At 70.3% G+C, this 26,134-nt stretch carries 21 protein-coding genes; 6 read left to right on the forward strand and 15 right to left on the reverse strand.

The window, feature by feature from the left end; translation table 11 throughout:
* From ACWGO0_RS15935 to ACWGO0_RS15945, 3 genes are all read right to left on the reverse strand, one after another.
* A partial coding sequence (locus tag ACWGO0_RS15935; RefSeq protein ID WP_453534120.1) for a transposase occupies positions 1 to 782 on the reverse strand: 782 nt, incomplete at its 3' end.
* Positions 783 to 924: 142 nt separating this feature from the next.
* Positions 925 to 2,103 carry a hypothetical protein gene (locus ACWGO0_RS15940; protein ID WP_453534123.1) on the reverse strand — a complete coding sequence of 393 codons (1,179 nt, stop codon included), beginning with the start codon at positions 2,101 to 2,103 and terminating at the stop codon, positions 925 to 927.
* Positions 2,100 to 3,074, reverse strand: coding sequence for a 5-dehydro-4-deoxyglucarate dehydratase (locus ACWGO0_RS15945; protein WP_453534126.1), 975 nt, complete (start codon positions 3,072 to 3,074; stop codon positions 2,100 to 2,102). Before ACWGO0_RS15945 ends, ACWGO0_RS15940 begins: the two co-directional genes overlap by 4 nt.
* 256 nt (positions 3,075 to 3,330) lie before the next feature.
* Between ACWGO0_RS15945 and ACWGO0_RS15950 the strand changes: the two genes are divergently transcribed.
* Both ACWGO0_RS15950 and ACWGO0_RS15955 read left to right on the forward strand, forming a co-directional pair.
* Positions 3,331 to 4,140 (forward strand): NAD-dependent epimerase/dehydratase family protein, encoded by an 810-nt coding sequence (locus ACWGO0_RS15950; RefSeq protein ID WP_453534129.1) that lies wholly within the window; start codon positions 3,331 to 3,333, stop codon positions 4,138 to 4,140.
* 98 nt (positions 4,141 to 4,238) lie between these two features.
* Positions 4,239 to 5,450 carry a TerD family protein gene (locus ACWGO0_RS15955; protein ID WP_453534132.1) on the forward strand — a complete coding sequence of 404 codons (1,212 nt, stop codon included), beginning with the start codon at positions 4,239 to 4,241 and terminating at the stop codon, positions 5,448 to 5,450.
* A gap of 125 nt (positions 5,451 to 5,575) precedes the next feature.
* Here the strand turns inward: ACWGO0_RS15955 and ACWGO0_RS15960 are convergent, their stop codons facing one another.
* The 4 genes from ACWGO0_RS15960 to ACWGO0_RS15975 all read right to left on the reverse strand — a co-directional run bounded on the left by ACWGO0_RS15960 (position 5,576) and on the right by ACWGO0_RS15975 (position 10,015).
* Complete coding sequence (locus tag ACWGO0_RS15960) at positions 5,576 to 5,806, reverse strand: hypothetical protein (RefSeq protein WP_073720249.1); 231 nt, start codon at positions 5,804 to 5,806, stop codon at positions 5,576 to 5,578.
* Between the two features lie 266 nt (positions 5,807 to 6,072).
* A complete protein-coding gene (locus ACWGO0_RS15965; protein ID WP_453534135.1) occupies positions 6,073 to 7,551 on the reverse strand; it encodes an alkaline phosphatase PhoX in 1,479 nt (492 codons plus the stop codon).
* A gap of 186 nt (positions 7,552 to 7,737) precedes the next feature.
* The gene (locus ACWGO0_RS15970) at positions 7,738 to 9,225 is read right to left on the reverse strand and encodes a hypothetical protein (protein ID WP_453534138.1); all 1,488 of its coding nucleotides are present in this window, start codon (positions 9,223 to 9,225) and stop codon (positions 7,738 to 7,740) included.
* A gap of 82 nt (positions 9,226 to 9,307) precedes the next feature.
* Entirely contained in the window at positions 9,308 to 10,015 is a 708-nt protein-coding gene (locus ACWGO0_RS15975; RefSeq protein WP_453534140.1) for an antibiotic biosynthesis monooxygenase, read from the reverse strand.
* A gap of 163 nt (positions 10,016 to 10,178) precedes the next feature.
* Here ACWGO0_RS15975 and dapA point away from each other — a divergent pair, with 163 nt between their 5' ends.
* The gene (gene dapA / locus ACWGO0_RS15980) at positions 10,179 to 11,060 is read left to right on the forward strand and encodes a 4-hydroxy-tetrahydrodipicolinate synthase (protein WP_453534143.1); all 882 of its coding nucleotides are present in this window, start codon (positions 10,179 to 10,181) and stop codon (positions 11,058 to 11,060) included.
* Between the two features lie 50 nt (positions 11,061 to 11,110).
* Here dapA and dapD read toward each other — a convergent pair whose 3' ends face one another.
* Both dapD and ACWGO0_RS15990 read right to left on the reverse strand, forming a co-directional pair.
* Entirely contained in the window at positions 11,111 to 12,109 is a 999-nt protein-coding gene (gene dapD, locus ACWGO0_RS15985) for a 2,3,4,5-tetrahydropyridine-2,6-dicarboxylate N-succinyltransferase (RefSeq protein ID WP_453534146.1), read from the reverse strand.
* 9 nt (positions 12,110 to 12,118) lie between these two features.
* A complete protein-coding gene (locus ACWGO0_RS15990) occupies positions 12,119 to 13,384 on the reverse strand; it encodes an MFS transporter (RefSeq protein WP_453534426.1) in 1,266 nt (421 codons plus the stop codon).
* A gap of 152 nt (positions 13,385 to 13,536) precedes the next feature.
* Here ACWGO0_RS15990 and ACWGO0_RS15995 point away from each other — a divergent pair, with 152 nt between their 5' ends.
* Positions 13,537 to 14,448, forward strand: a complete 912-nt coding sequence (locus tag ACWGO0_RS15995; protein WP_453534149.1) for a winged helix-turn-helix transcriptional regulator — start codon at positions 13,537 to 13,539, stop codon at positions 14,446 to 14,448.
* Between the two features lie 214 nt (positions 14,449 to 14,662).
* The gene (locus ACWGO0_RS16000) at positions 14,663 to 15,715 is read left to right on the forward strand and encodes a DUF7847 domain-containing protein (protein ID WP_453534152.1); all 1,053 of its coding nucleotides are present in this window, start codon (positions 14,663 to 14,665) and stop codon (positions 15,713 to 15,715) included.
* Between the two features lie 27 nt (positions 15,716 to 15,742).
* Here ACWGO0_RS16000 and ACWGO0_RS16005 read toward each other — a convergent pair whose 3' ends face one another.
* Entirely contained in the window at positions 15,743 to 16,543 is an 801-nt protein-coding gene (locus tag ACWGO0_RS16005) for a leucyl/phenylalanyl-tRNA--protein transferase (protein WP_453534155.1), read from the reverse strand.
* Between the two features lie 16 nt (positions 16,544 to 16,559).
* On the reverse strand, positions 16,560 to 19,850 hold the full coding sequence (locus ACWGO0_RS16010; protein ID WP_453534158.1) for an amino acid adenylation domain-containing protein: 3,291 nt from the start codon (positions 19,848 to 19,850) through the stop codon (positions 16,560 to 16,562).
* A gap of 238 nt (positions 19,851 to 20,088) precedes the next feature.
* Here ACWGO0_RS16010 and ACWGO0_RS16015 point away from each other — a divergent pair, with 238 nt between their 5' ends.
* Positions 20,089 to 23,196, forward strand: coding sequence for an EAL domain-containing protein (locus ACWGO0_RS16015; protein WP_453534161.1), 3,108 nt, complete (start codon positions 20,089 to 20,091; stop codon positions 23,194 to 23,196).
* A 91-nt stretch (positions 23,197 to 23,287) separates the two neighbouring features.
* On the opposite strand, the gene ACWGO0_RS16020 is transcribed toward ACWGO0_RS16015, so the two are convergent.
* Genes ACWGO0_RS16020 through sufC form a run of 4 tightly spaced genes read right to left on the reverse strand, consistent with a single transcriptional unit; the run spans position 23,288 to position 26,131 of the window.
* Complete coding sequence (locus tag ACWGO0_RS16020; RefSeq protein WP_173312305.1) at positions 23,288 to 23,623, reverse strand: metal-sulfur cluster assembly factor; 336 nt, start codon at positions 23,621 to 23,623, stop codon at positions 23,288 to 23,290.
* The gene (sufU, locus tag ACWGO0_RS16025) at positions 23,620 to 24,075 is read right to left on the reverse strand and encodes a Fe-S cluster assembly sulfur transfer protein SufU (protein WP_453534166.1); all 456 of its coding nucleotides are present in this window, start codon (positions 24,073 to 24,075) and stop codon (positions 23,620 to 23,622) included. Before sufU ends, ACWGO0_RS16020 begins: the two co-directional genes overlap by 4 nt.
* 26 nt (positions 24,076 to 24,101) lie before the next feature.
* A complete protein-coding gene (locus ACWGO0_RS16030; RefSeq protein WP_453534169.1) occupies positions 24,102 to 25,370 on the reverse strand; it encodes a cysteine desulfurase in 1,269 nt (422 codons plus the stop codon).
* The gene (gene sufC, locus ACWGO0_RS16035; RefSeq protein ID WP_453534171.1) at positions 25,367 to 26,131 is read right to left on the reverse strand and encodes a Fe-S cluster assembly ATPase SufC; all 765 of its coding nucleotides are present in this window, start codon (positions 26,129 to 26,131) and stop codon (positions 25,367 to 25,369) included. Before sufC ends, ACWGO0_RS16030 begins: the two co-directional genes overlap by 4 nt.
* Between the last annotated feature and the right edge of the window lie 3 nt (positions 26,132 to 26,134).

Here is a 26,134-nt window from a genome sequence, read left to right on the forward strand (position 1 = left end):
TTCGAGATCTTGTGGTTGATGTCCTTGTTGCGGCGGGCCTCGCGGCCCGCGTACCTCTTCGCCCGCCGTTTCGCGGACTTGGTGTTCTTCTTCTGTAGTTTGGCCCGCAGTACCCGGTCGTTGGCCCGTTTACGGTTGATGCGGCGGCCCGAGTGTCGGGTGCCGTCGCTGGTGGCGGCGATGTTCACGATGCCCAGATCCACCCCGATGAACGCGACCGGGTGAGCGTTGAGGGTGGCTGCGGGGATCTCGCAGGTCGCGATCAGGAACCATGCACCACCCTGCCGCACCAGGTCCGACTCACCCTGCCGGTGCCGGGCCAGGACCTCCAACTGCCCGGCCTGCCCCATGAAGGCGACGTGCTTCAACCGCCCGGCGGTGGTCCAGATCGACACCGTGCGCCGCTCGTGCTGCCAGGACAGCATCCGGTCGTCGTACGGCACCGCCGCCTGCGGGCGGAAGGCGATCGGTTTGCCGGAGGCGCGGGTGTGGCGTTTGGAGCCGGGCCGGCCGTAGCGACCGGTGCGGAGGTTCGCCTGCAGGGCGGTGTAGGCATCGCAGGCCTTCTTGACCGCATGCTGGGCGGCCTGCGCACCCAGGCCCCACCGAGTCTTGACCTCCTGGTAGGTATGCCTGCGTAGAGGCAGGTTCCGGTAGGTGTTCTTCTCGAACGCGACCGACGCCGCCCAGGTCGCAGCCTCATTACAGGCCGTAAGGGTCGCCTCAAGTGCCGACGCCTGCACGGGCGTCGGCAGCAACTTGACCCGCACCACTACCTTCATGCCCCGGACATTAGTCCGCCGGTCGTACAAACCAGCCGGATCCGTACACCTTTCGCCCGATCAAGCGATCCATCAAACAGGCCTCCGCTTCGCTGTGTCCGGCTCCGCCAGGTAGCGGCACAGGCACTCCGCGCCCGGTCCGTCATCGCCCGATGCGTGAGAGCGCGTCGGCGACGGCTTCGAGGTCCGGTCCTGAGGCCAGCCCTGCGTGGTAGAGCCGCAGTTGGTTCGCGCCGAGCGAGGCCGCGTGCGCGGCGTCCCGGACGAGCGTGCCGGGGCTGCCGCCCATCCCGGAGACGACACCGAAGTTGGCGGCCAGCACACCGGTCCCGCCCGCGAACGGCCCGAGGACCGCCTCGCAGGCCTCGTCACCACCGGTGCAGGGCAGCACCACCCCGTCCGCGACGGAGAGGATGTGCCCCGCGTCGACACCCACGTTGGCGCCCGTACGGTACGCGGCGGGGTCGGCGTGCAGGAGCACCTGGAAGCCGGCCCCCGCGGCCTCCCTCACCGCGGCGACGGCGGACTCCTGGAGCGTACGGGCGACCTGGCCGCGCCACCGGAGTGTGGCATCGGCGACCTCGGCGCCGAGCAGCTCACCGACTCCGGACCAGCCCGCCCCCGCGGTGGCGGAACCGGCCCAGACCGGTTCCAGCGCGCGCCGCACCGAGGCGCTCAACTCATCGGCGTCCAGGCCCTGCTCGCCGTATCCGGCCCGGCAGTCCGGGCAGAAGCAGAGCGACATCAGGTACTGCGCCGCCTCCCCGAGCCCGACGCCCGCGATCTTGTCGTGGGCGTGCAGGTGGGCGAAGCCGTACCAGCCGCAGGACTCCAGCTCGGTGCCGTACGTCCCCTCGCGGACCGCGGCCTCGGCCGCAAGGTCCACCAGGTAGGCGCGGACGGCTCGCTGCGCGATGCAGGGCGCCCACGGGTAGCGGTCGCCGTAGGCGTTGACCACCGAGGTGTCCGGGTGTTCGGCGCCCAGCCGGGAGTTGTGCGCGAGGACGACCCAGCTGTGGACCTGGAGCCCGGCGTCGGTCAGCGCCCGCGCCGCCTCCGCGTACGGGTCGGCGCCCGGCACCCACGACTGCGCGTACGGCCGCAGCGCGCGTCCCGACCAGCGTGCCGCGTCCGACGGGTAGAGCACCGCGGCGTGCTCGGCGGTGACGATGCGGCGGCCCGGGTGACGCGGGGTCAGTGCACGGGTCGAGTGGTAGGCCGATGCGAGGGTGACCTGCTGGACGCCGAGGGCGGCGACGCGCGCCGCCGCGTCCGGGTCGCCGACGACGTCCCAGGGGTAGAGGAAGGCGGAGGTCCTCACTTCTGCTCCCCCGCTCCGCGCTGCCCGGCCCCGCGCCGCTCCAGCAGGGCGCGTCCGCTCGCGATGATCGCGGTGAGCTCCTCGATGTGGGCGGCGGGCGGTTCGGTGAGCGGGGTGCGCACCTCGCCGACGTCCAGCCCACCGAGCCGGACGGCTGCCTTCACGAGCGAGACGGCATAGCCGTGGCCCTTGGCGCGCAGTTCGACGAGCGGCCGGTAGAAGTGGTCGAGCAGTGCGTTGACCAGCTCGTCGTCGCCGGTGTCCAGGGCACGGTAGAAGGCGAGGGCGATATCGGGGGCGAAGGCGAAGACGGCCGAGGAGTAGAGCGTGACGCCGATGCCGCGGTAGGCGAGGCCGGTGAGTTCGGCGGTGGGCAGCCCGTTGAAGTACAGGAAGTCCTGGCCGGGCAGCCCGGTGCGTACGGCGCTGATGATGCGCTGCATCAGGTCGAGGTCGCCGAAGCCGTCCTTGAGCCCGATGATTCCGGGCGTACGGGCCAGGGCGACGACGGTCTCCGGGGTGAAGACGGCGTTGTCGCGCTGGTAGACGATCGTCTCCAGACCGGTGGCGGAGGCGAGCGCCGTGTAGTGGCGCAGCAGCCCTTCCTGACCGGCGACGACGAGGTAGGGGGGCATGGCGAGGAGTCCGTCCGCGCCCGCTTCCTCGGCGAGTTTCGCGTACTGGATCGCGAGCGCGGTGCCGTATCCGGCGCCCGCGACGACGGGCACCCGCCCGGCCGTCTCCTCGACCGCGGCGGCGACGAGGAGACCGAACTCCTCCGGGGTCAGCGCGTGGAACTCGCCCGTGCCGCAGCATGCGAAGACCGCGGCGGCGCCGGCGTCGATACCGTCGCGCACATGCGTGCGGAAGACATCGAGGTCGATGGCACCGTCCGGCCCGTACGCGGTGACGGGGAAGAAGAGCGGCCCGGCGACTCGGGTGAGCCGGGCGGCAAGGGGGGCTGAGGTCACGGACGCTCCCTGAGCAGGTTCAGGCGTGCACAATTCTGATCAGTGTCCATATTTATGAACGGCGCCACGCTAAGCCAGCCACCCGGAGCAGGTCAAGACAGGAACGCCGAGCCGGAGGCGGACTCACCCGCCCCACGAAACACTTGACGCGATCGACCGCGACTTCTTAGCTTGTCCATGCATGTGAATGTCATCCATGGATTTGACGCGTCGCGCGTCTCTGTCACGTCCGCGACCGCACCGAGGAGATCCCCGAATGCCCGCTCCCCGTACCGTCCTGCTCACCGGCGCCGCCGGCGGTCTCGGCACCCTGATGCGCGCCCTGCTGCCCGCGTACGGATACGAGCTCCGGCTCCTCGACATCGCCCCGGTCGAGGGCGAACCGGACGCGATCGTCGCCGACCTCGGGGACAGGGAAGCGCTGCGCGAGGCCGTGCGGGGCGTCGACGCGATCATCCACCTCGCGGGCATCTCCCTGGAAGCCTCTTTCGACAAGATTCTGCGCGCGAACATCGAGGGCACGTACAACCTCTACGAGGCCGCACGCGAAGAGGGCGTGCGGCGCATGGTGTTCGCCTCGTCCAACCACGCCATCGGCTACACCCCCCGCCCACTCCCGGGCGACCCGCTGATCCCGGTCGGCATCACACGCCGCCCCGACACCTTCTACGGGCTCTCCAAGTCCTTCGGTGAGGACCTCGCCCAGCTCTACTGGGACCGGCACGGCATGGAGACGGTGTCCGTGCGCATCGGCTCCTGCTTCGCGGAGCCGACGTCGGTACGGATGCTGTCGGTCTGGATGAGCCCCGCCGACGCCGCCCGGCTCCTCCACGCCGCGCTCACCGCCGAGGACGTCGGGCACACCGTCGTCTACGGCTCCTCGGACAACACCCGCCTGTGGTGGGACCTGAGCTCGGCCCGGTCCCTGGGGTACGAGCCGCAGGACGACTCCGAGCCCTACGCGGAAAAGCTCATCGCCGAACAGGGCGAACTGGACCCCGCCAACCCCGAGCACGCCCACCTCGGCGGCCACTTCGTCACCGACCCGCCGATCTGGCCCCACTGACCGGGGAACAGGCGGTCGCCGCACCCGTACGGAGCATTCGCGGCCGGTCGGCCTAAAGGTAAGGGAACGGCAAAGCGGGGTCGTTCGTTACCCCGTGCATGACCGCAATGACCCCCGGCTCGAACATCCCTCTCTCCGCCGCCCGCGTGGCGGTGGACGTCGCCGCTCCCGTGCGGCTCGACGTCTCGGGCCTGCTGCTCACCGCCGACGGCAAGGTGCGCTCCGACGACGACTTCATCTTCTACAACCAGCCCACGGGCACCGGCGTGACCTACCGGTCCGGCGGCGGCTCGGCGCCCGACGCGATCGTGGTGGACACCACGGCGATCCCGCCCGGCATCGAGAAGATCGTCGTCACCGCGAGCCCGGACGCGGCAGGCCAGTCCTTCCAGGGCATCGAGCCCACCGCCACCGTGCGCAACGCGGACGACGGCACCGCGCTCGCCACCTTCACCCCGCCCCGGCTGGGTGCCGAGACAGCGCTCGTGGTCATCGAGATCTATCTGCGCAACGGCGCCTGGAAGGCCCGCGCCGTCGGCCAGGGCTATGCGAACGGGCTGGCGGGCATCGCCACGGACTTCGGCGTCTCGGTGGAGGAGCCCGCAGCCCCGGCAGCCGCCCCCGTCGCGCCGCCGGTCCCGCAGGCCGCCCCCGTGGACCCGCGCATCGCGCCCCCGGCCCCCGCGGCTCCGCCCGCCCCGCCGGCCGCCGCACCGGCGCCCGCGGGCTCCGGCAAGATCAACCTCGACAAGGGCCGCGTCAGCCTCCAGAAGAACCAGACGGTGTCCCTGGTCAAGGGCGGCAAGCCGCTGCTCTCCCAGGTCAAGATGGGCCTCGGCTGGGAGCCCGCGTTCCGCGGCAAGGACATCGACCTCGACGCATCCGTCATCGCCTACGGCCCCAACCGGAATCACCTGGACAGCTGCTACTTCGGCAAGCTCTCCATCCTGAACGGCGCGATCAAGCACTCCGGCGACAACCTCACGGGCGAGGGCGCAGGTGACGACGAGGTGATCGTCGTGGACCTGGGCCGCATCCCCGCCGAGGCGACCGGCCTGGTGTTCACGGTCAACTCGTTCACCGGCCAGAAGTTCACCGAGGTCGCCAAGGCGTACTGCCGGCTGATCGACGCGGCCACCGGCGAGGAGCTGGTCCGCTTCGACCTGACCGGCGCGGAGCCGCAGACCGGCGTGCTGATGGCCAAGCTGATCAAGCAGTTCTCCGGCGAGTGGGAGATGACGGGCATGGGCGAGTTCGTGAAGTCGCGCACCGTCCGGGGCATGGTGAAGCCCGCCGCCAAGTCCCTGTAACCCGGCGACGGGCATAGGGCCCGAAAGACCCTGCCCGGAAACGGCTTCCGGGGCACCTGATGACTCTCAGGTGCCCCGGGTCCGGAGATTCTCCGGGCGGACGCTTTGTGAGCTCGTCCTCCTTCTCAGAGCTTGGTCAGCTTGGAGTACGGGCTCAGGATCCTCCCCTGTCGCCCAGAGAAGTCGATGAGGACTGCATCGTTGTCGCCCTCGACAGCGAGGATTCTGCCGAGCCCGAACTGGTCGTGCGACACCCTGTCGCCCACATCGAAACATTCGACCGGTGGGGCCGCCTGGGCCGGGCGGTTGAAGGGACTGGAAGGCAGGTGACGCCGGGATCCGGCTGACTGTTTCATTACCTTGAGTATGCGCCTCCGGAGCGCCCGACGCCATGCCCGACCACTCCTGGGGGCGCAGTAGTGCCGGATTCGTAATCAGCCGTTCCGGTGCCGACCGGCGCTCCTGCCCGCTGCCACCAGGGACGCCATCCGGAATGCCGCCCGCGAACACCCCCCGAAGGTGTGGCGGTTCTCGCTTCCCACCGGGGCGTGGCCGACCCGGGAGCCGCCCCTCCCCACGACCTCACCACCCACCGTGCCCGCACGCCGACTTTCAGTGAGGGTCAGTCCGAGGTGGCGCTGCCCGCGGTGCCGGGCCGGTGCGGCTGGCGCTTCCAGGGACCGGTGATGGCGAGCAGGATTCCGGGCGTCTGGATGTTGGCGAAGAGCGTCTTCCCGTCGGGCGAGAAGGTGACACCGGCGAACTCGCTGTACGAGGGGTCCGCCTCCGTGCCGAGGTTGAGCTCATTGCGCGCGATCGGGTACGTACGGCCGCTGTCCGTCGCACCGAAGAGGTGCTGGATGCCCTCGCCGTCCTCGGCGATGACCAGACCGCCGTACGGCGAGACGGTGATGTTGTCCGGGCTGTCGTACGCGCCGTCCACGGAGGGGTCGGGGTTGACGCCCAGAAGCACCTTCAGCGTCAGCGTGCGGCGCTTGGGGTCGTAGAACCAGACCTGGCCGTCGTGGTGGACGGGGCTCTCGTCACGGGCGTACGAGGAGACGAGGTACGCGCCGCCGTCGCCCCACCACATGCCTTCGAGCTTGCGGGCCCGGGTGACGTCCAGCTGGCCGAACTGCTTGCGCACGGGGACGGTCTTCGCGTCGCGGTCGGGTACGTCGACCCAGTCCACGCCGTACACCGTGCCGATCTCCGTGGCACGGGACAGGTCGTCGACGAACTTTCCGCCCTTGTCGAAGCACTTGGTGGCCTGAAGGACACCGGCGTCGTCGGCGAGGGTGCGCAGCTTGCCGCGGCCGTGCTCGAAGCCCTGCGGCGGGACCCAGCGGTAGAAGAGTCCGTTGGGGCCGGAGGCGTCCTCGGTCAGGTAGGCGTGACCGCGCTTCGGGTCGATGACGACGGCCTCGTGGTCGTAGCGGCCGAACGCCTTGATCGGGCGGGGGTCGCGGTTGGCGCGCCGGTCGGAGGGGTCGACCTCGAAGACGTAGCCGTGGTCCTTGGTCATCCCGTTCTGACCGGCCCGGTCCGAGTTCTCCTCGCAGGTCAGCCAGGTGCCCCAGGCGGTGGAGCCGCCCGCGCAGTTGGTGGAGGTACCGGCGATGCCGACCCACTCGGCGGTGCGGCCGTCCTTGCGGGTCTCGACGACCGTGCAGCCACCGGCAGCGGCGGGGTCGTAGACCAGGCCCTCGGCCAGCGGGACCGGGTACTGCCATTTCGAGCGGGGGCCCTTGAGCTCGTGGTTGTTGACGAGCAGCGTCACACCGCGCGGGCCGTCGAAGGCGGCCGTGCCGTCGTGGTTGGAGGGCGTGGGCTCGCCGGACTCCAGCTCGGTGACACCGCTGTGCGTGATGACGCGGTACGAGAATCCGGCGGGCAGTGCCAGGATGCCGTCGGGGTCGGGGAGCAGCGGCCCGTATCCGGGCTTCCTGTCCCGCCCGCGACCGCTGTCCGAGCCGGTCGTGGCGTCCTCGGAGGCGAGAGCGCCGGGCGCGGTGGCCAGCGTGCCCACGGCCCCGGTGAGGGCGATACCCGCACCGGTGAGGGCGGACGTTCTGGTGAATTCCCTGCGACTGATGGACATCGCGGACTCCTGTGTGAGACAACGGGCCGGGTGGTTGGCGCGCCCACGCTGCCCCTCACGCACCAACGGGAGTTGAACGGAGTCCGACTTCGAGCGGCATCCTTCCTGTGAAGCTGTGGCCCCCGGGTGTGCGTGACCTGGTGGTCCGTCCGCGCACCCGGGCGCCGCCCGGCGATTCCCCCGGGCTCAGCCGCTCTTCCTCGACCGCGCCTTGAACGCCGCCTTGCGGGCTTCCTTCGCCGCCTTCTTGTCGCTGTGCAGCCGCCCCATCGCCTCCAGGACCTCGGCCGTCCCCGGGTGGTCCACCCGCCACACCTCGTCGAAGAAGCCGCTGTGCTGACCCGAAAGTCCCTCGACCAGGCCCTGGAGCTCCTCCAGGTCACCGTCGGCGTCCAGCTGGGCGGCGATCGTGTCGACGGCCAGCCAGAAGATCATCGGCTCCGGCGGTGCGGGCACGTCGGCCGCACCCCGCTCGGCGAGCCAGACCCGCGCGAGACCGCCCAGTTCCGGGTCGTCGAGCACCGCGCGCACGGCGGGCTCCGCCGCGGGTCCAGCCAGTGCGAGGGCCTGCTGGCAGTGCAGCCGGCGCAGCGGCGCGCCCGCGTCGGAGCCGCGTGAGGCGCTCAGCAGCTCGTGCGCGGCCGTCACCGCACCGGCGCTCCCGTGGCGGCCGAGCCACAGCTCGATCTCGGCGCGGGAGGCGGGCTCGGGGTAGTAGGCGATGCTGGTGAGAAGCTCTTCGGCGCACTTCTCCGCGAGGTCGCCGATCGCGGGAGCGTCCACCCCCGCCTCCAGCATCCGGGCGCGGACGCCGTACAGGCCGAGCGGGGTGAGCTTCACCATCCCGTAGCGGGTGACGTCGTCCTCGTCGGCCGGCAGGGTGCCGTCCGCGCCCTCCGCGCCTTCCTCGGTCAGCAGCGTCTCGTCCAGCGGCCGGTACTCGACGATGCCGATGGGTTCGAGCACCCGGAACTGGTCGTCGAGGCGCATCATCGCCTCCGACACCTGCTCCAGCACGTCGTCGGTGGGCTCCCCCATGTCGTCGGGCACGATCATCGAAGCGGCGAGGGCGGGCAGCGGCAGCGGACCCTCGCCCGGACCGGCGTCCGAGACGGTGAGCAGGTAGAGGTTGCCGAGCACTCCGTCGAGGAACTCCGCCTCCGCCTCCGGGTCCCAGTCCAGGGCGTCGAAGTCGATCGAACCGTCCTCGTTGACGAGGTCGGCGAAGTCGTCGAAGGCCGGAGCGGTGGCATCGGCGTACACGGCCTCCAGGCCGTCGAGCCAGATGCCGAGCACGTCCTGCGGCGAGCCGCCGGTCAGCAGGGCCAGGTTCTCGCCGACGGAGACAGTGCCCTCCGCCTCCCCGTCCACCGGCTCCCCGTCCTCGGTGTCCGCCGGGTCCTCGACGTCCAGGAGCCCGGTGTCGACGGCGAGGCGCCACGCCTCACTGGCGTACGCGGCACCGTCCTCGTCGGCGTCGAGGCCCAGGTGCTCGGCCGCCGCGGGCAGCTGCGCCTCGACCAGCTCGCCTCCGGCGCCGACCCGGGTCCCGGGTCCGGCCCAGCGGGCGAGCCTGACGGCACGGGCGAGCAGCGGAGCGGCGAGCGCGTCCCGTGCCAGCTCGGCCTCGGAGTGCAGCCGCACCGGCGGCAGGGAGGGGCGCTCTGCGGACATCAGGTGGTTCTCCTCGGGACGTTACGGAGCTAGGGCCGCCCAAGCCTAGACGCAATTCATCCCATGCCACCCGGGACGAGGCTCAGGGCGCCGGGACAAGGCTCAGGGCGGGTGTGTAGCGGTTCACCCCGCCGCCGGTCACACCGGGGAAGGTCTGCACCCTCTTCCATTGCGGGGTCGGGGATCCGACCCCGTCACCGGGCCCGGCCACTGCGTCGATGTGCGCCTGCGCGCTTTCCCATTCCGCGTAGTTGAGGACACGGGTCCCGTCCGTCCCGAGGTGGAAGTGGCCGGAGATGCCGCCAGGAGGAAGGCCCGTATCGGTGCCCAGCGCCTCGAACACCGCGTCCACCCAGTCCCGTTGGCGTGCCGGGTCTGGCCCGTCGAACTCGACGTCGACGGTCACGACGCACCCCGGCTCGCGCGCCTCGCCGTCCCGCGGCGGCGTGGAGCGGTAGAGCTCGAACGTATGCAACCCGAGCCGCTCGATGCCGGGCACTGCGGCGTCGATCTCCGCGTTCCGCTCGTCCCGGGCGTCGGCGACGAAGGCGCGGTAGCTCTCCTCCCCGGACCACTGCGAGTAGTGCAGCAGGGTCTTCCCGTCCTCCCCGGTGTGGACGGTGTACGAGAGCAGCCCGGGGTGCGGCCAGTCGCGGCTGCCCCACGCCTCGCGGATGGCCTCGACCGTCTGTCGCTGCCGCTCGGGTGTGCCGACGTCCCAGGTGCTCGCTTTGGCGATCCCGGCGTCGGAACGGGTGAGGTCGGGCCGGGAGACGAACCGCACGGACATGGTGGTGATCCCTTCTCGGTGCACCCCTGCGGCGCTCCCGTGTTCACCACCCTCGTAGGTCAAGTGCGCTTGAGGTCAAGAGGGCAAATGTTCAGTACCTCTACACCCTCACCCGAAGAAGAACTAAGTAGACCTTCACGATCCAAGGGCCGAGACTACGAACATGACACCCACCACCCCCTTCGGCCGCGCCCTCTGCGCCATGGTCACGCCCTTCACCGCCACCGGCGGACTGGACCTGGACACGGCCGCCCGGCACGCATCCCTTCTGGTCTCCGAGGGATGCGACGGGTTCGTACTGAGCGGCACGACGGGTGAGTCGCCCACCACGACCGACGGCGAGAAGACCGCGCTGCTGCGGGCGGTACGGGAAGCGGTCGGTGACGCGGTCCCGCTCATCGCGGGCGTCGGCAGCCCGGACACCCGTCAGACGGTGCGGCTGGCACAGGAGGCCGAAGAGGCGGGCGCGGACGGCCTGTTGGTGGTGACGCCGTACTACAGCCGGCCGCCGCAGGCCGCCGTGGAGGCGTACTTCGCGCGCGTCGCGGACGCCGTGGGCATTCCGCTGATGCTGTACGACATCCCCGGCCGCACGGGCACCAGGATCGAACCGGAGACCCTGCTGCGACTGGCGGAACATCCTCGCATCGTGGCCGTCAAGGACTGCAGCTACGACCTGCTCGGCGCCACGAAGGTGATGTCGAGGACCTCGCTCGCCTACTACTCGGGCTGCGAGGAACTGAACCTGCCGCTGTACGCACTGGGCGGCGCGGGCTATGTGAGTACGGTCGCCAACGTGGCACCGCGCCAGATGCGGGCCGCACTGGACGCGTTCGACGCCGGGGACACCGCGGAGGCCGCCCGGCTCAATGAACGCACCATCGAACTGGTCGAGCTGATGATGGCATCCGGCCTGCCCGGAACGGTGACGGCCAAGGCCCTGCTGAACGCGGGCCCGGTCCGCGAACCCCTGCAGCCCGCCGGGCAGGAAGCGGCGGACACCCTGCGAAGGGCCCACGAGAAGCTGATCGCCGGGAAGGCTTGAAGATCAAGCCTTCCCGGCGATCGAGGACCAACAGCCAACCGGCCGCCGTCCTAGTTGTGGTGGTGCAGGATCTCGTTGAGGCCGCCCCATACCGCGTTGTTCGGGCGGGCCTCGACCGTGCCGGTCACCGAGTTGCGGCGGAAGAGGATGTTCGAGGCGCCGGAGAGCTCACGGGCCTTGACCACCTGGCCGTCGGGCATCGTGACGCGCGTGCCCGCCGTGACGTACAGCCCGGCCTCGACGACGCACTCGTCGCCCAGCGCGATCCCGACGCCCGCCTCCGCGCCGACCAGGCAGCGCTCGCCGATCGTGATGCGGACGTTGCCGCCGCCGGAGAGCGTGCCCATCGTGGACGCGCCGCCGCCGATGTCGGAGCCGTCGCCGACGACGACGCCCGCGGAGATGCGGCCCTCGACCATCGACGTGCCGAGCGTGCCCGCGTTGAAGTTGACGAAGCCCTCGTGCATGACGGTCGTGCCGGACGCGAGGTGCGCGCCGAGCCGGACACGGTCCGCGTCGGCGATCCGTACACCCTTGGGCGCGACGTAGTCCGTCATCCGCGGGAACTTGTCCACCGAGGTCACCTGGAGGTGCAGACCCTCCGCGCGGGCGTTCAGCCGGACCGTCTCCAGCTCGTCGACGGCGACCGGACCGAGCGAGGTCCAGGCGACGTTGGCGAGGAGGCCGAAGACGCCGTCGAGGTTCTGCCCGTGCGGCTGGACGAGACGGTGGGAGAGCAGGTGCAGACGCAGGTACGCGTCGTGCGCGTCGAGCGGCTTGTCGTCCAGCGAGGAGATGACCGTGGCGACGGCCACGACCTCCACACCACGGCGGGCGTCCACGCCAATGGCCTTGGCGGCGCCCTCGCCGAGCCGGTTCACGGCCTCGTCGGGCGTGAGGCGCTGCGTACCGGCCGGGCCGGGCTCGGCCACGAGCTCGGGGGCGGGGAACCAGGTGTCGAGGACGGTGCCGTCACCGGCGATGGTGGCGAGGCCGGCGGCGACGGCGCCGGTGGTGCGGGAGGAAGCCTGGGAAGTCGTGTCGGTCATGACCAGAACCTAACCGGCCGGAGGCCGCGCGGGCGAACCGGTCTCAACGTCCGGGCCCACCGCACGGCCGGCCCCCGCCGCCCGCGGCGGCCTCCCGGGTTCACGCAGTCGCCTCGCGGCCAGCACGGCAACCCCCGCACCGCCCGCGAGCACCGCGCAGACCGGCCAGAGCAGTGCGGGCGCGGTCGCGTACAGCGCGCCTCCGAGCGGCGGTGCCAGCACCTGGCCGCTGATCGAGGCCCCCGCGTACAGACTCTGGAACGTGCCCTGCGCGTGGGCGGGCGCCTGGTCGGCGACGTACGCGGTGGCCGTGGTCTTGTACAGGATCTCCCCCGCGGTCAGCGACACCATCATGGTGACGGCGAACAGCGCCCCCGCGCCGGGAATCAGTGCGGCGTAACCGGCCCCCACGAGCAGCAGGCCGGTCCCCACGATGGACAGCGGCGCCCGTTTGCGCAGCGCGTGCGCGGCCGGCAGTTCGAGGCAGAGGATGACGCCGCCGTTGATGGCGAGCAGCCAGCCGTAGAACTGGGTGCTCCGGCCGTGGTCGGTGAGGAACACCGGCAGGGTGGAGAACATCTGCCGGTACACGAGGTCGACACAGACGATCGCGGCGAGCAGCACCAGCACGGCCGGCCTGGCCAGCAGTGCGCGCCGGAGGCCGGGCGCGGCCGGATCGTGCACGGGCCTGCTGTGGGCGGTCCCACGGGCCGGGAGCACCTTGGCCGTGTACGCGGCGAAGAGGAGCGTGCCGAGGCCGTCGACGAGGAAGAGCCAGTCGTAGGAGAACCGTGCGGCGATCAGCGCTCCGAGCGGCGGCCCGACGGTGAAGCCGCCGTTCGAGGCGAAGCGGGTGAGGGCGAAGCCCTGACGGCGGCTCCCCTCGGGGACGGACACCGCGACGAGCGCGGAGTTCGCGGCCCGTACGACTCCGGAGGCGTACTCGGCGAGCGGCAGCACCGCGTACAGGGCGGCGATCGGCAGCACGGGAAGGGTGACGAGCGCGGCGCCGCCGACACAGGCCCCCAGCAGGAGCATCCGGCGGTGGCCGTATCTGTCGCCGAACCAGCCGCCGGTGAAGTTCCCCGCGACCAGGCCGATTCCGCCGATGCCGCTGATCAGACCGGCCTGGGTGACGGACAGTCCGCGCGGGCCGGTCAGATAGACGAACAGGTAGACGAAGGTGAAGCTGACGACGCTGTTGAGGAACGCGCCGAACGCCAGGAGCCGCACGGTCCTCGGCACATCCCGCAGCATCCCCGGCATCCCCGGCATCCTCATTCCGAACCGCCCCTCCCCACGGGGGCGCCCCAAGCGAGTTCCCCTTGGGAACGGACTATGGCAGCATGCTTTTCGCAGGTCAACCGAGTACACATACAGATGACCCGGGAAATGAAGCAGGAAGCAGGAACGGAAGAGGACACGCCATGCCCCAGCGAACGAGCCTGGCCGACGCCGACTGCGCCATCGCCCAGGCCCTCGACGTCGTCGGCGACTGGTGGACCCTGCTGATCGTGCGCGACACGGCACGCGGGGTGCACCGCTTCGACGCGCTCCAGCAGGAACTCGGCGTGTCCCGCAAGGTGCTCACCGAGCGGCTGCGGCTGCTCGTCGACGCGGACGTGCTGTCCCGCGAGCCCTATCAGGACCGGCCGGTGCGGTACGAGTACCGGCTCACGTCACGCGGACGCGCACTGCTTCCTGTTCTCATCGCGCTCCAGGACTGGGGCGACGCCTGGGTGTCGGGAGAAGGCGAGACGATGGCGACAACGGCCGGGGCATCCAAGGAGGCCGCACGGGTCCACGCCCTGGTGGGGACTCGCCTGCCGGAACTTCAACTCCTGGACGATGAGGGCGAGTTGCGCGATCCGGTCGCCGACACCCCGTACACCGTCCTGTACTGCTTCCCCGGCGCGTACGCCCGCGCGGACTCCTACCCGCCGGGCTGGGGCGAGATCCCGGGCGCGCGCGGCTGCACCCTCGAATCGTGTACGTACCGGGACCAGCTGGCCGAGTTCACGGCGGCCGGTGCCACGCTGCACGGGGTGTCCACCCAACGCCCGGACGAACAGCGGGCGTTCGCGGAAGCGGAGGGGCTGCGCTTCCCGCTGCTCTCCGACGCCGGACTGGCTCTGACGGCGGCGCTGCGCCTGCCGACGTTCCGGGCGGCGGGGGTCAGCCGGCTCAAGCGGCTGACCCTGGTCGTGGACCGGGACCGCACGGTCCGCGAGGCGCTGTACCCGATCGCGGACATCGAGGCGAGCGTACGTACGGCGCTGGCCGTGGTCCGTGAGGGTGCCGGCCGCGCAGCGGAGGAGGACTCGGCAGCCGGATCGTGACCGGCGGACGTCAGGAGGCCGGGTGGCCGGGACGCTACGGTGTCCCGACCGGTACATCGGACGACTGTACGAACAACAACACGACGGAGAAGCAGTGTCGCAGGACGCAGGGTGGGGCGGCGGCGCATACGGAGGCGCACATATCGGGGGCTCGCCGTACGGCGGTGGCGGACCGTACGGCGGTCCTCCAGGGCCTCCCGGATGGGGTGGCTGGATGCCGCCGCCGAAGCCCGGAGTGATACCTCTCGTACCGCTGAGGCTCGGGGACATCCTGAGCGGCGCCTTCGCCACGATGGGGCGGTACTGGAAGCAGCTGTTCGGGATGGGCCTCGCGCTGTACGGCGGCGCCGTGCTCGTGATGGCGGCGGCCCTGGCCGTCGCGTACTCCGCCGTCGGCGACCACCTGGAACGCCTCGTGGCGCTCTCGTCGGACGAGGAGCCCGCCTCCTCGGACTACGTACCGCTCATCATCGCCTTCGGTGTCGTCGCACTGCTCGGCATCGTCGTCATGATGCTCGCCTCCGCCCTGATGTACGGGGCCGTCCCGGCGATCCTCCAGGACGCGGTGCTGGGCCGGCGGGTCACCTTCGCGACCGTGTTCCGGCGCTCCTGGGCACGCCTGCCCGCCCTGATCGGCACCGTGCTCCTCACGGCTCTGATCGCGGTCGTCCCCATCGGTCTCGCCATGGTCGCCTTCATCGCCATGATGACCGCCTTCATCACCCTCGACAGCAATTCCGGCGCCCTCACCGTGATGTCGCTCGGCGCACTGTGCGCCCTGCTCACGGCGCCGGCGGCGCTCTGGCTGTGGGTGAAGTTCTCCCTCGCCCCGGCGGCCGTGGTCTTCGAGGGGCAGGGCCCGGTCGGGGCGCTGCGCCGCTCGTCCCAGCTGGTGCGCGGCGACTGGTGGCGGGTGTTCGGGATCTCGCTGCTGGCGGGCGTCATGACCTCCGTCGCCGCCTACATCATCCAGATGCCGTTCTCGGTCCTCGGTATGTTCCCGGGCATGATCAGCACCGCGGACCTGGACTCCGACCCGAGCCCCGCCGCCGTGATCATCGCGATGAGCGGCTACATGGTGGCGATGGTGCTCGGGCAGATGGTCGCCCAGATCGTCTCGTCGACGTTCCCGCCGCTGGTGAACGGTCTGCTCTACGTCGACCGGCGGATCCGGACGGAGAACCTGGGCCCGGTCCTGGCCGAGGCCGCCGCCGTACCCCAGCAGGGCGGCGCTCCGCAGGACAGCACTCCGCAGTACGGCGGCTGACGGGACCCGCATTCTGCCCCGCCGCCCTCACCCGGACAGTCCGTGGGCCGGGGCCAGCCGTCGGGCCGGGCGCGCGTCCTCGGGTGGTAGCGGCACCCCGGAGGACCGCAGTGAGGACCGCAGCGTCGCCAGATGCCGCTCCCTGGGGACCGGGGTGAACCCGATTCCCCGGACCTGCGGGCTGTCCCACTGCGCGTCGAGCAGGTGTACGCCGACGGCCCCGAGCCGGTCCGCGAAATCGGCGATCGCCACCTTCGAGGCGTCGGAGCGCCGGTGGAACATCGAGTCCAGGCTGAAGACGGCCCCGGTCCGCATGCCGTACGCCCCGCCGATGAGTTCGTCGCCGTCCCAGACCTCCACGCTGTGTGCCGACCGCTGGGCGTTGAGCAGGATCAGGCTCTGCCGCAGCTCCTCCGTCAGCCACTGCGGACTGCGCCCGCTGCGGCACTCGTCGAGCACCCGGGAGAACGCCCGGTCGGCCGTGGTGGTCCAGCCGAGACGGTTGCGGAGCCGGCGCGCCAGACCGTGCCCGATGTGGATGTCCCGGGGGGATGCGACGGGCCGCGGGTCGGGTGACCACCAGGCCACTTCATAGGGGTTGCGGTCCCCGTCCCCCACGACCGCGATCGCCCCGGCGTCGACCTCCTCCTCGAACAGCGCCTCGTTCATCTCGCACGCGTAGGCGTCCTGTGCGGGGAAGGGGTACAGCCCCGCTCGGTACGCCTCCAGAACCGTCGCCGGACTCAGGTCCGCGCAGAACGCGACGGGTCCGCTGCCGGGTGCGTGCGCGAGGTCGAGCGATGCCCAGGAGCCGCAGCGGTTCACCATGCGCGTGGTCCTCTCCTCAGCCGCCCGGCGGCGGGGGGAGATACCCGTCGTCCAGCAGCGAGTCGATGTACCGGTCGAGCAGTGCGGCGTCCACGGGGGGAACGCCGATGCCGGAACCGTGCAGGGCACGTTCGATGTTCGACCGTGTCGTGGAGGGGAAGTGCCGCTGGAAGTACATCTCCGCGACCGTCATGTCGGCGTGTGCGCACCGGTCGACGAACAACGGGACGAACGGGGTGAGGGGGTGGGTCGGATGCCCCGCGGCGTACCCCACCAGTTCGCGTACCCACGCGTCGTAGGGCAGTTTGCGGACCGGATAGCCGCGTGCGCCCAGCCGGGACGCCAGGTCGCCGATCATCGCGACCCGGGGACTGGTGAGGTGGTAGACGTTCCCCGTGGCGGGCAGCCGGGTGGAGACATGGGTGATGACGCGGGCGAAACAGTCCGCGGGAATGAAGTCCAGCGGCAGGTCGACGTCCGGGTAGAAGGACGAGTCGGCGATGAATCTGATGAGCGCGCAGATCTCCGTGCCGGTGTTCATCACTCCCGTGGTCCGGTCCCCCGTGACGTCGTTGGGACGGTAGATGGCGACCGGCAGGCCCCGGGCCGCGGCGTTGTGGAGCAGCTTCTCGGCCGTCCACTTGGATTCCACGTACCCCACTCCGAGATACTCGGAGTGCGAGAGCGGGGTCTCCTCCGTCGCGTGCCGTACGCCCGCCGCCCCGAGGCCGGCGAGCACCGCCATGCTGGATATGTAGTGGACGGGGATGGAGCGCAGCGCCCCCGCGAGCCGGATGATCTCCCGGGTGCCGCTGACATTCGCCTCTCTCAACTCGGCGTACGGGTAGATGAAGTTGACCTGGCCACCGCAGTGGTACACCAGGTCCATCGCCGCAGCGAGGTGCTCGAAGCGGTCCTCGGGCAGTCCCAGGAGCGGCTTCGCCAGATCGCCGACGACCGGGAGGACCCGGTCGGGTGGAAGGTCCCGCAGAAGGTAGCGCTGGTGGGCGCCGCGGATGCGTTCCAGGGCGTGGCTCTCGTCGGGCGCACGCACCAGGCAGTGGATCCTCGCCCGGGTCGACGCCAGGAGTTCGCCGAGCAGGTGCGTTCCGCAGAACCCCGTCGCACCGGTGAGGAGGATCTCCGTCGGGCGCTCCGGGTGCGGGACGCGGGTGGCCGCGCGGCGGACCGGCATGCTCGGCAGGCCCGCCTCGGCCTCGAAGTCCGGGAGCGGCGCGGGCGCGCCGTCCGTGGTGCCCGCCCTCGCCGCCCGTACGACCTCGGCGAAGGCGTTCAGGTGTGCGTCGCGCAGGAGCGAGCGGGTCAGGTTACGGATCTCCGTCACGCCGATCCCGAACATGATGCGGGCGCGCGCCAGCATCTCCATGGCGAGCAGGGAGTTGCCGCCCAGCTCGAAGAAGTCGTCGGCCGGGCCGACGTGGTCGATGTCCAGTATCTGCGCCCACAACTGTGCCATTCCGGTCCGCACGGACGGCTGTTCCGTCCGGTCGCCCCCGGCCGGTGCCGTCCCGCGGCGGGTGAGGGCCCGGTGGTCGATCTTCCCGTTGTGGGTGAGCGGGAGTTCGCCGACGGCGGTGAGGGTCGCCGGGACCATGTGCCCGGGGACTGTCCCGGCGACGAACGACCTGATCTGCGCCGGGGTCACCCCTCCGTCGGGGGGTGGCAGCACCGGCGTGTAGTACGCGGCGAGTGCCCGGTCCCCGTCGCCCCGGTCACGTACGACCACGGCGGCCCGGTCGACCGCCGGATGGGCGGCGACCGCGGACTCGACCTCGGCGAGGTCGACCCGGAAGCCGGAGACCTTCGCCTGGCGGTCCTTCCGGCCCAGGAACTCCAGGTTGCCGTCCGGACGCCACCGCCCGAGATCGCCGGTGCGGTACATCCGCTCGCCGGGGACCGGGCCGTAGGGGTCCGGCAGGAAGTGCTCGGCGGTCAGTCCTGGCCGGCGCCAGTAGCCGCGGGCGACCGCGGGGCCGCCGATGTAGATCTCGCCCCTGCGGCCGGGCGGCACCGGCCGCAGATCGTGGTCCAGGACATGGATGCGGGTGTCCGCGAGTGCCCGGCCGATCGGTGCCGGTCCGCGGGCGTGCGGGGGCAGGAGGTCCTCGGTCAGGACGCACAGCGCCGAGGTGATGGTGGCCTCCGTCAGCCCGTAGGCGTTGACCAGGCGCGCGGCGGGCATCCTGCGGAACGTGGTGCGGCAGTCGTCCGGGAGCACGGTGTCGCCGCCCACGATCATCAGCCTCACGGAACGCAGCGCCTCGCTGTCGTCCTCCGCGACCTTGAGCAGGTGGTGCCAGTAGGCGGGTGTCAGGTCCGCCACGGTGATCCCGTGCTCCGGCAGCCGGTGCAGCAGCTCGGTCGGCGCCCACGTGTGCCGGCCGCCGAGTACGAGCGTGGCCCCGCTGATGAGCGTGGCGAGAATCTGCTCGATCGCGGTGTCGAAGCCCGGCGCGGCCAGTTGCAGTACGCGGTCGCCCGGGGACAGTCCGTACGCGGCGGCCACCTGCGACAGCACACCGGACAGCGAGCCGTGGCTGACCATGACGCCCTTGGGCAGGCCCGCCGATCCCGAGGTGTGGATCATGTAGGCGAGATCGTCGGCCCTGGGCCCGGCCCTCGGCTGCTCGGTGGACCAGGAAGCGGCGTCCGCGAGGAAGTCCTCCATGAGGAGCACCCGGCCCGGACCGCCCGCGAAGGTCCCGGCGTGCTCGCGGGTGGTGAGCACCACCCGGGAACCCGCCTCCGCGGCCAGCCTGGCCGAGCGGCGGGGCGGGAAGCCGGGGTCGACCGGCAGGAAGGCCCCGCCGCTCCTGAGTACCGCCAGCATCCCGGTCACCAGATCCGCGCTGCGTTCCATGCAGAGGGTGACCATCCCGTCGCTGGTCACTCCGAGGGCGTTCAGCCGGTGGGCGAGCTGGCTGGCGCGGCGGTCCAGCAGCCCGTAGGTGAGCTCGTCCCCGCCGGACGCCACCGCGACCGCGTCGGGCTGCCGGGCCGCGTGGCCGCGCAGGCACCGGGAGACGGCGGGAACGGCGGGGGCGTCCTCCCGCCGTCCGGCGGACCAGATCCCGTCGGTCCCGCGTGGACGTGACCCTCGCGGGCGCATGTCCGTCCACAGGGTCTCCACGGTGGCCAGGCACTCGGCCCGGGAGCCGGGACCGCCCACGGGGTACCACCCGGCCGGGACCGGAAATTCGGCGGGCCAGATCGCGTACTGCTCCGCATCGTTGACGAGAACCCGGCATACGGCGTCCCGCGGCAGGAGGCTGGGGAGGTTGGTCACTATCCGGACCTCCTGAACAGTGAGGTCCCCCACTTCCGATGATGCACGATGCGGTGACAATGAGCGCGCCGCGCGGTATTTGGCGGTTGCGGCGTTCCGAGGAACGACAATTGGCCCGTTCGGGAATCCTGTGGAACGCTTGAAATGGCGGCACTCGCGCTAAAAGGCGACTACAGACGCCGAGGAGGTGGCTGGGTTGTTGACCAGCGAATCGCCAGCCAGGGGACGGCAGCGTCTCATGATCGGCTATTTCGCGTGGATGGCCCTCCTCACCTCCCTGTATTACGTCTTTCCCGGCCACCGGGTTATCTGGTGGGGGGTGATGGGGCTCAGCGGGGTCCTCGCCATTCTGGCGGGCGTTCTTCTCAACCGGCCCTCGCATTACGTTTCCTGGCTGCTGCTGGCCGTGGCGAATCTCAGCTTCCTCACGGGTCAGCTGATGAACGTCGTCTACACCCAGTACCTGCACCAGGTGAATCCGTTCCCTTCCATCGCCGACGGCTTCTATCTGGCGCAGTACCCGCTCTACGCGGCGGGGGTGCTGGGCTTCATCCGATGGAGAACGGCGAGCCGCGACCGGGGCAGTCTGATCGACGGTCTGATCCTGACGGCCGGTCTGGCGCTGCTCTCATGGACCTTTCTGATCGTCCCGTATGTGCGCAACCCCGAACTGACGTGGATCCAGAAGGCGTTCTCCATCGCCTATCCGCTCGGGGACCTCCTCGTACTGGCGATGCTGGCGCGCCTGCTCGCACCCCGTACCGGAGGAAGCCGTTCCCTTCAGCTGCTGACCATCGGTTCCATCGGGATTCTCACCTCCGACGTCCTGTTCGGACTGATCCAGCTCGACGGCACCTGGCGCATCGGCACCGCCGTCGACCTGGGCTGGGCGGTCCTGTACACCTGCTGGGGCGCCGCGGCGCTGCATCCGTCGATGGTGACGCTGACCCGGCCCGCCCCCGTGCAGCCGCCGACACTCGCGCCCGCGCGCCTGGGCCTGCTGACCCTCGCGTCTCTGATCGCTCCCCTGATGCTGCTGCTCGAAGCAGGGAACGCGGGCACGGACGCCCGGGTCGTCGGCGCGTTCTCCGCCGTCCTCTTCTTCCTCGTGCTCGCGCGGCTGGCGGGCGTGGTGACGAACCATCGCAAGGCGATCGCCAGGGAACGAGTGCTGCGGACGGGCATTGAGTCGCTGGCCTGGGCGCGCTCCGTCGAGGAGGTCGCGGAGGCCGTCGAGGGCACGGCCACGACCCTGACGCGCGGCCCGCGGCACAATGCCGTTCTCGCTGTCCGCGACAGCGAGGAGGAGCTGCGGATCGTCCGCGAGAACGGCGACGGGGACGCGTCGCCGCTCCGGAACCTCGACGAGGTGCTCGCGCTGCCCGCGGTCCGCGAACAGCGCCCCCTGCCCTTCTCGGATCTGGATCCGGGCGTGGCCGCGGGGCTTCCGGACGCCCCCAGCGCACTGCTGTGCCCCCTGGTCCTCGACCGTCCCGCCGGGGAGATGCCGATCGGCGTACTGGCGGTGGCGGGGGTCGAGAGCGAACTGCTCGACGTACGGACCACGCTGGCGACCCTCGCCGCCCAGGCGGTGCTTGCCGTCGAGCGCATCAGTCTCGCCAAGGAGATCAACCGCCGGGACAGCGAGGCGTACTTCCGCACACTGGTGCACAACGCCTCGGACGTCATTCTGATCCTGGACGCCGACGCACGGATCCGTTACGCCAGCTCCTCGGCGCTGCCGGTGCTCGGCTACCCGGCCCTGGAGGGGCGCCGGCTGACCGATCTCGTCGCGCACGGGGACACCGCGACCATGGTCCGGATGCTGGACGACATGCGCACCCGCGACTGGTCGGACCGGCGTGAGGACTGGCGGGTGCTGCGGAGCGACGGGGCCTGCATCGAGGTCGAGGTGCGGTGCAGCGACCTGCGGGACGAGCCCACCGTCGGCGGGCTCGTCCTGACCCTTCAGGACGTCACTCAGCGCCGCCGCCTCGAACGCGAGCTCACCCACCGTGCCTTCCACGACTCCCTGACGGGTCTGGCGAACCGGGTGCTCTTCCAGGACAGGACCGGTCACGCCCTCACTCGGGGCCAGCGCGAAGGCACCGTCGTCGGAGTGCTCTTCGTCGATGTGGACGACTTCAAGGTCATCAACGACACGCTGGGACACGGCGTGGGCGACGAACTCCTCGTGGCCGTGTCCCTGCGGCTGGCCACCACGATCCGGGCTTCCGACACCGTGGCGCGCATCGGCGGTGACGAATTCGCCATGCTCACGGGGGACTCGATGGCCCCGCGCGATGTCGAGACGTTCAGCGACCACGTCATCGAGGCGTTCAGAGAACCGTTCAAGCTGTCCTCCGGCATGGTCAACGTGTCCATCAGCGTGGGCGTCGCGACCACGGAGGACAGCGTCGACGCGGACGAACTGTTCGCCCACGCCGACCTGGCGCTGTACTCGGCCAAGACCGCGGGGAAGGGCCAGTGGCGCAGATATCTGCCGAAGCTGCAGAGCGACCTGCTGGAGCGTCACGAGCTCCAGGAGTCCCTGGACGCCACCGTCGTCGAGACGTCGTTCGCCGTGCGCTACCAGCCGATCGTCGATCTGGCCAGCAGTGAACTCGTGGGCTTCGAAGCGCTGGTGCGCTGGCCGCACAAGACCCGGGGTGTCGTGCTCCCCGAGCAGTTCATCGCGCTGGCCGAGGAGAGCGGCCGGATCGTCCCGCTCGGCGCCTGGGTGCTGCGCCAGGCGGCGTCCGACGCCGCCCGGTGGCGCAGGGAGGGCGTCCACCGGCCGCCCGGCGCCCGTCCGAACGCACCGGCCGTGCCGCTCTATGTCAGCGTGAACGTCTCCGCACGGCAGTTCCGCGACGCGGGGTTCGTGGACATGGCGCGGACGGCGCTCGAAACGTCGGGGATCGGCCCCGAGTCACTGGTCCTGGAACTGACCGAGAGCGTGCTGATGACCCGCGGCGACAACGTCCTGGAGGACATGAAGGAGCTGACCGACCTCGGCATCCGTATCGCCATCGACGACTTCGGGACGGGCTACTCCTCGCTCAGCTACCTCCGCGAGTTCCCCATCAAGATCCTCAAGATCGACAAGTCCTTCATCGACGGCCTCGGGGTGTCCAGTCAGCAGTACGCCCTCATCGAGGGCATCGCCAACATCGCCGAGACGCTGGGCATCGTGGTGATCGCCGAAGGGATCGAGAACAGGACGCAGCGCGATCTGCTGGCGTCCCTGGGCTGCCCGCTCGGGCAGGGCTACCTCTTCGCGCAGCCCATGGAGGCCGCCGAGGCCGAGCGCCTCGTGCGCTCCTCGCAGCGGCTCGGCGTCTGAGGGGTGCCGGACAGCACTACGGGGCGCCTCCCCCGTACAACGACCAGGGAAGACGCCCCGCGGCGAGCGACACGCGCCGTACCGGCAGCGGTCAGACGTTGAAACCGAGCGCGCGAAGCTGCTCGCGCCCGTCGTCCGTGATCTTGTCCGGGCCCCACGGCGGCATCCAGACCCAGTTGATCCGCAACTCGCTGACGATGCCGTCCGTCGCGGACTTCGCCTGGTCCTCGATGACATCGGTCAGCGGACAGGCCGCGGACGTCAGGGTCATGTCGAGGGTGGCGATATTGGCGTCATCGACGTGGATGCCGTAGATGAGGCCCAGGTTCACGACGTCGATGCCCAGCTCGGGGTCGACTACGTCGTACAGCGCCTCGCGGACCTCCTCCTCGGAGGCCGGCTTCAGTGCGACTGTCTCTTCACTCATGCGGTCTTCCCTTCGGACAGCGCCTGCGCCGTCGCGTCCTTCCACGCCATCCAGCTCAGCAGCGCGCACTTGACCCGGGCCGGGTACTTGGAGACACCGGCGAACGCGACCGCGTCCTCCAGTACCTCCTCCATCGCTTCGTCCGGCTCCAGCTGACCCTTGGACTGCATCAGTTCCAGGAACGCGGCCTGGACCTTCTGCGCCTCGGCGAGCTGCTTGCCGACGAGCAGATCGTTCAGTACGGAGGCACTGGCCTGGCTGATGGAGCAGCCCTGGCCCTCGTAACTGATGTCGGCGATGGTCTCGCCGTCGTACTTCACCCGGAGTGTGATCTCGTCGCCACACGTCGGGTTGACGTGATGCACCTCGGCGTCGCCGTCCCGCAGGCCGCGCCCGTGGGGGTGCTTGTAGTGGTCCAGGATCACTTCCTGGTACATGGAATCAAGCTTCACCAGTCAACCCTCAGCAGTTGTGGCATTTAACCGAAAAAGTTCCGGACGTGCTCCAGACCGTCCACCAGGGCGTCCACCTCGGCGGGCGTGGAGTACAGATAGAACGACGCTCGCGTCGTCGCAGGAATTCCGTACCGCAGGCACACCGGCCGCGCGCAGTGGTGACCGACCCGGACGGCGATGCCCTGCTCGTCCAGGACCTGGCCCACGTCGTGCGGGTGGATGTCACCGAGCGTGAACGAGATCGTCGCGCCGCGGTCCACGGCCGTCGACGGGCCGATGATCTTGAGGTCCGGGACCTCCAGGAGCCGCTTCACCGCGTACTCGGTGATCGCGTGCTCGTGGCGGTAGATGTTCTCCATGCCGATCGCCGAGAGGTAGTCCACGGCCGCACCGAGGCCGACGGCCTGGGCGATCGGGGGCGTACCCGCCTCGAACTTGTGCGGCGCGGGAGCATACGTCGACGAGTGCATCGACACGGTCTCGATCATCTCGCCGCCGCCGAGGAACGGGGGCAGGTCCTCCAGGAGCTCCTGCCGTCCCCACAGCACGCCGATACCGGTCGGGCCGACCATCTTGTGGCCGGTGAAGGCCACGAAGTCGGCCTGCAGCGCCTGCACGTCGAGCACCATGTGCGGGGCCGCCTGCGAGGCGTCGATGCAGACCAGCGCGCCGACCTGCTGGGCACGGCGGATGATCTTCTCGACCGGGTTGATCGTGCCCATGATGTTCGAGACCAGCGTGAAGGAGACGATCTTCGTCTTCTCCGTGATGATCTCGTCGATGTTGGACAGATCGAGGCGGCCGTCGTCGGTGATGCCGAACCACTTCAGCTTCGCGCCGGTGCGCTGCGAGAGCAGCTGCCACGGCACGATGTTGGAGTGGTGCTCCATCTCCGTGGTGACGATCTCGGTGTCACGGTCCACCCGATAGGGCTCGTCGGCCCAGCCGAGCATGTTGGCCACGAGGTTGAGCGACTCGGAGGCGTTCTTCGTGAAGATGACCTCGTTGCGGCTCGGCGCGTTGATGAAGGCCGCGACCTTGTCGCGAGCACCCTCGTACAGCGCGGTGGCCTCCTCCGCGATGGTGTACACACCGCGGTGGACGTTGGCGTTGTGCCGCTCGTAGTACTCGTTGAGCGCATCGAGGACCTGGCGCGGCTTCTGCGAGGTCGCCGCACTGTCCAGGTAAACGATCTTCTTGCCGTCGTGGACCGTGCGGTCCAGGATCGGGAAGTCCTTGCGGATCGCCTCGGTGTCGAGGAGGCCGGAGAGCCCCTGTCGGGCGTCAGTCACGCGGAAGCGCCACCCTTCGTGTAGGCCTCGTAGCCCTCGTTCTCCAGCTTGTCGGCGAGCTCGGCGCCGCCGGACTCGGCGATGCGGCCGTTGGCGAAGACGTGGACGAAGTCGGGCTTGATGTAGCGGAGGATCCGCGTGTAGTGCGTGATCAGCAGGGTGCCGACCTCGCCGGTCTCGCGGACCCGGTTGACGCCCTCGGAGACGACGCGCAGGGCGTCGACGTCGAGGCCCGAGTCGGTCTCGTCGAGGACGGCGATCTTCGGCTTGAGGAGCTCCAGCTGAAGGATCTCGTGGCGCTTCTTCTCACCGCCGGAGAAGCCCTCGTTGACGTTGCGCTCGGCGAAGGTCGGGTCCATCTGGAGGCCGGCCATCGTCTCCTTGACCTCCTTCACCCACGTACGCAGCTTGGGCGCCTCGCCGCGGACGGCGGTGGCGGAGGTACGCAGGAAGTTGGAGACCGAGACACCGGGGATCTCGACCGGGTACTGCATGGCGAGGAACAGACCGGCGCGGGCGCGCTCGTCGACGGTCATGTCCAGGACGTTCTCGCCGTCCAGGGTGACCGTGCCACTGGTGATCGTGTACTTGGGGTGTCCCGCGAGCGAGTACGCGAGGGTGGACTTGCCGGACCCGTTGGGGCCCATGATGGCGTGGGTCTCGCCCTGCTTCACGGTCAGGTCGACGCCCTTGAGGATCTCCTTCGTGGCGTTGTCGGCCTCGACGGTGACGTGCAGGTCGCGGATTTCAAGCGTTGCCATGGG

It is taken from the genome of Streptomyces sp. NPDC055749 (assembly GCF_053617235.1).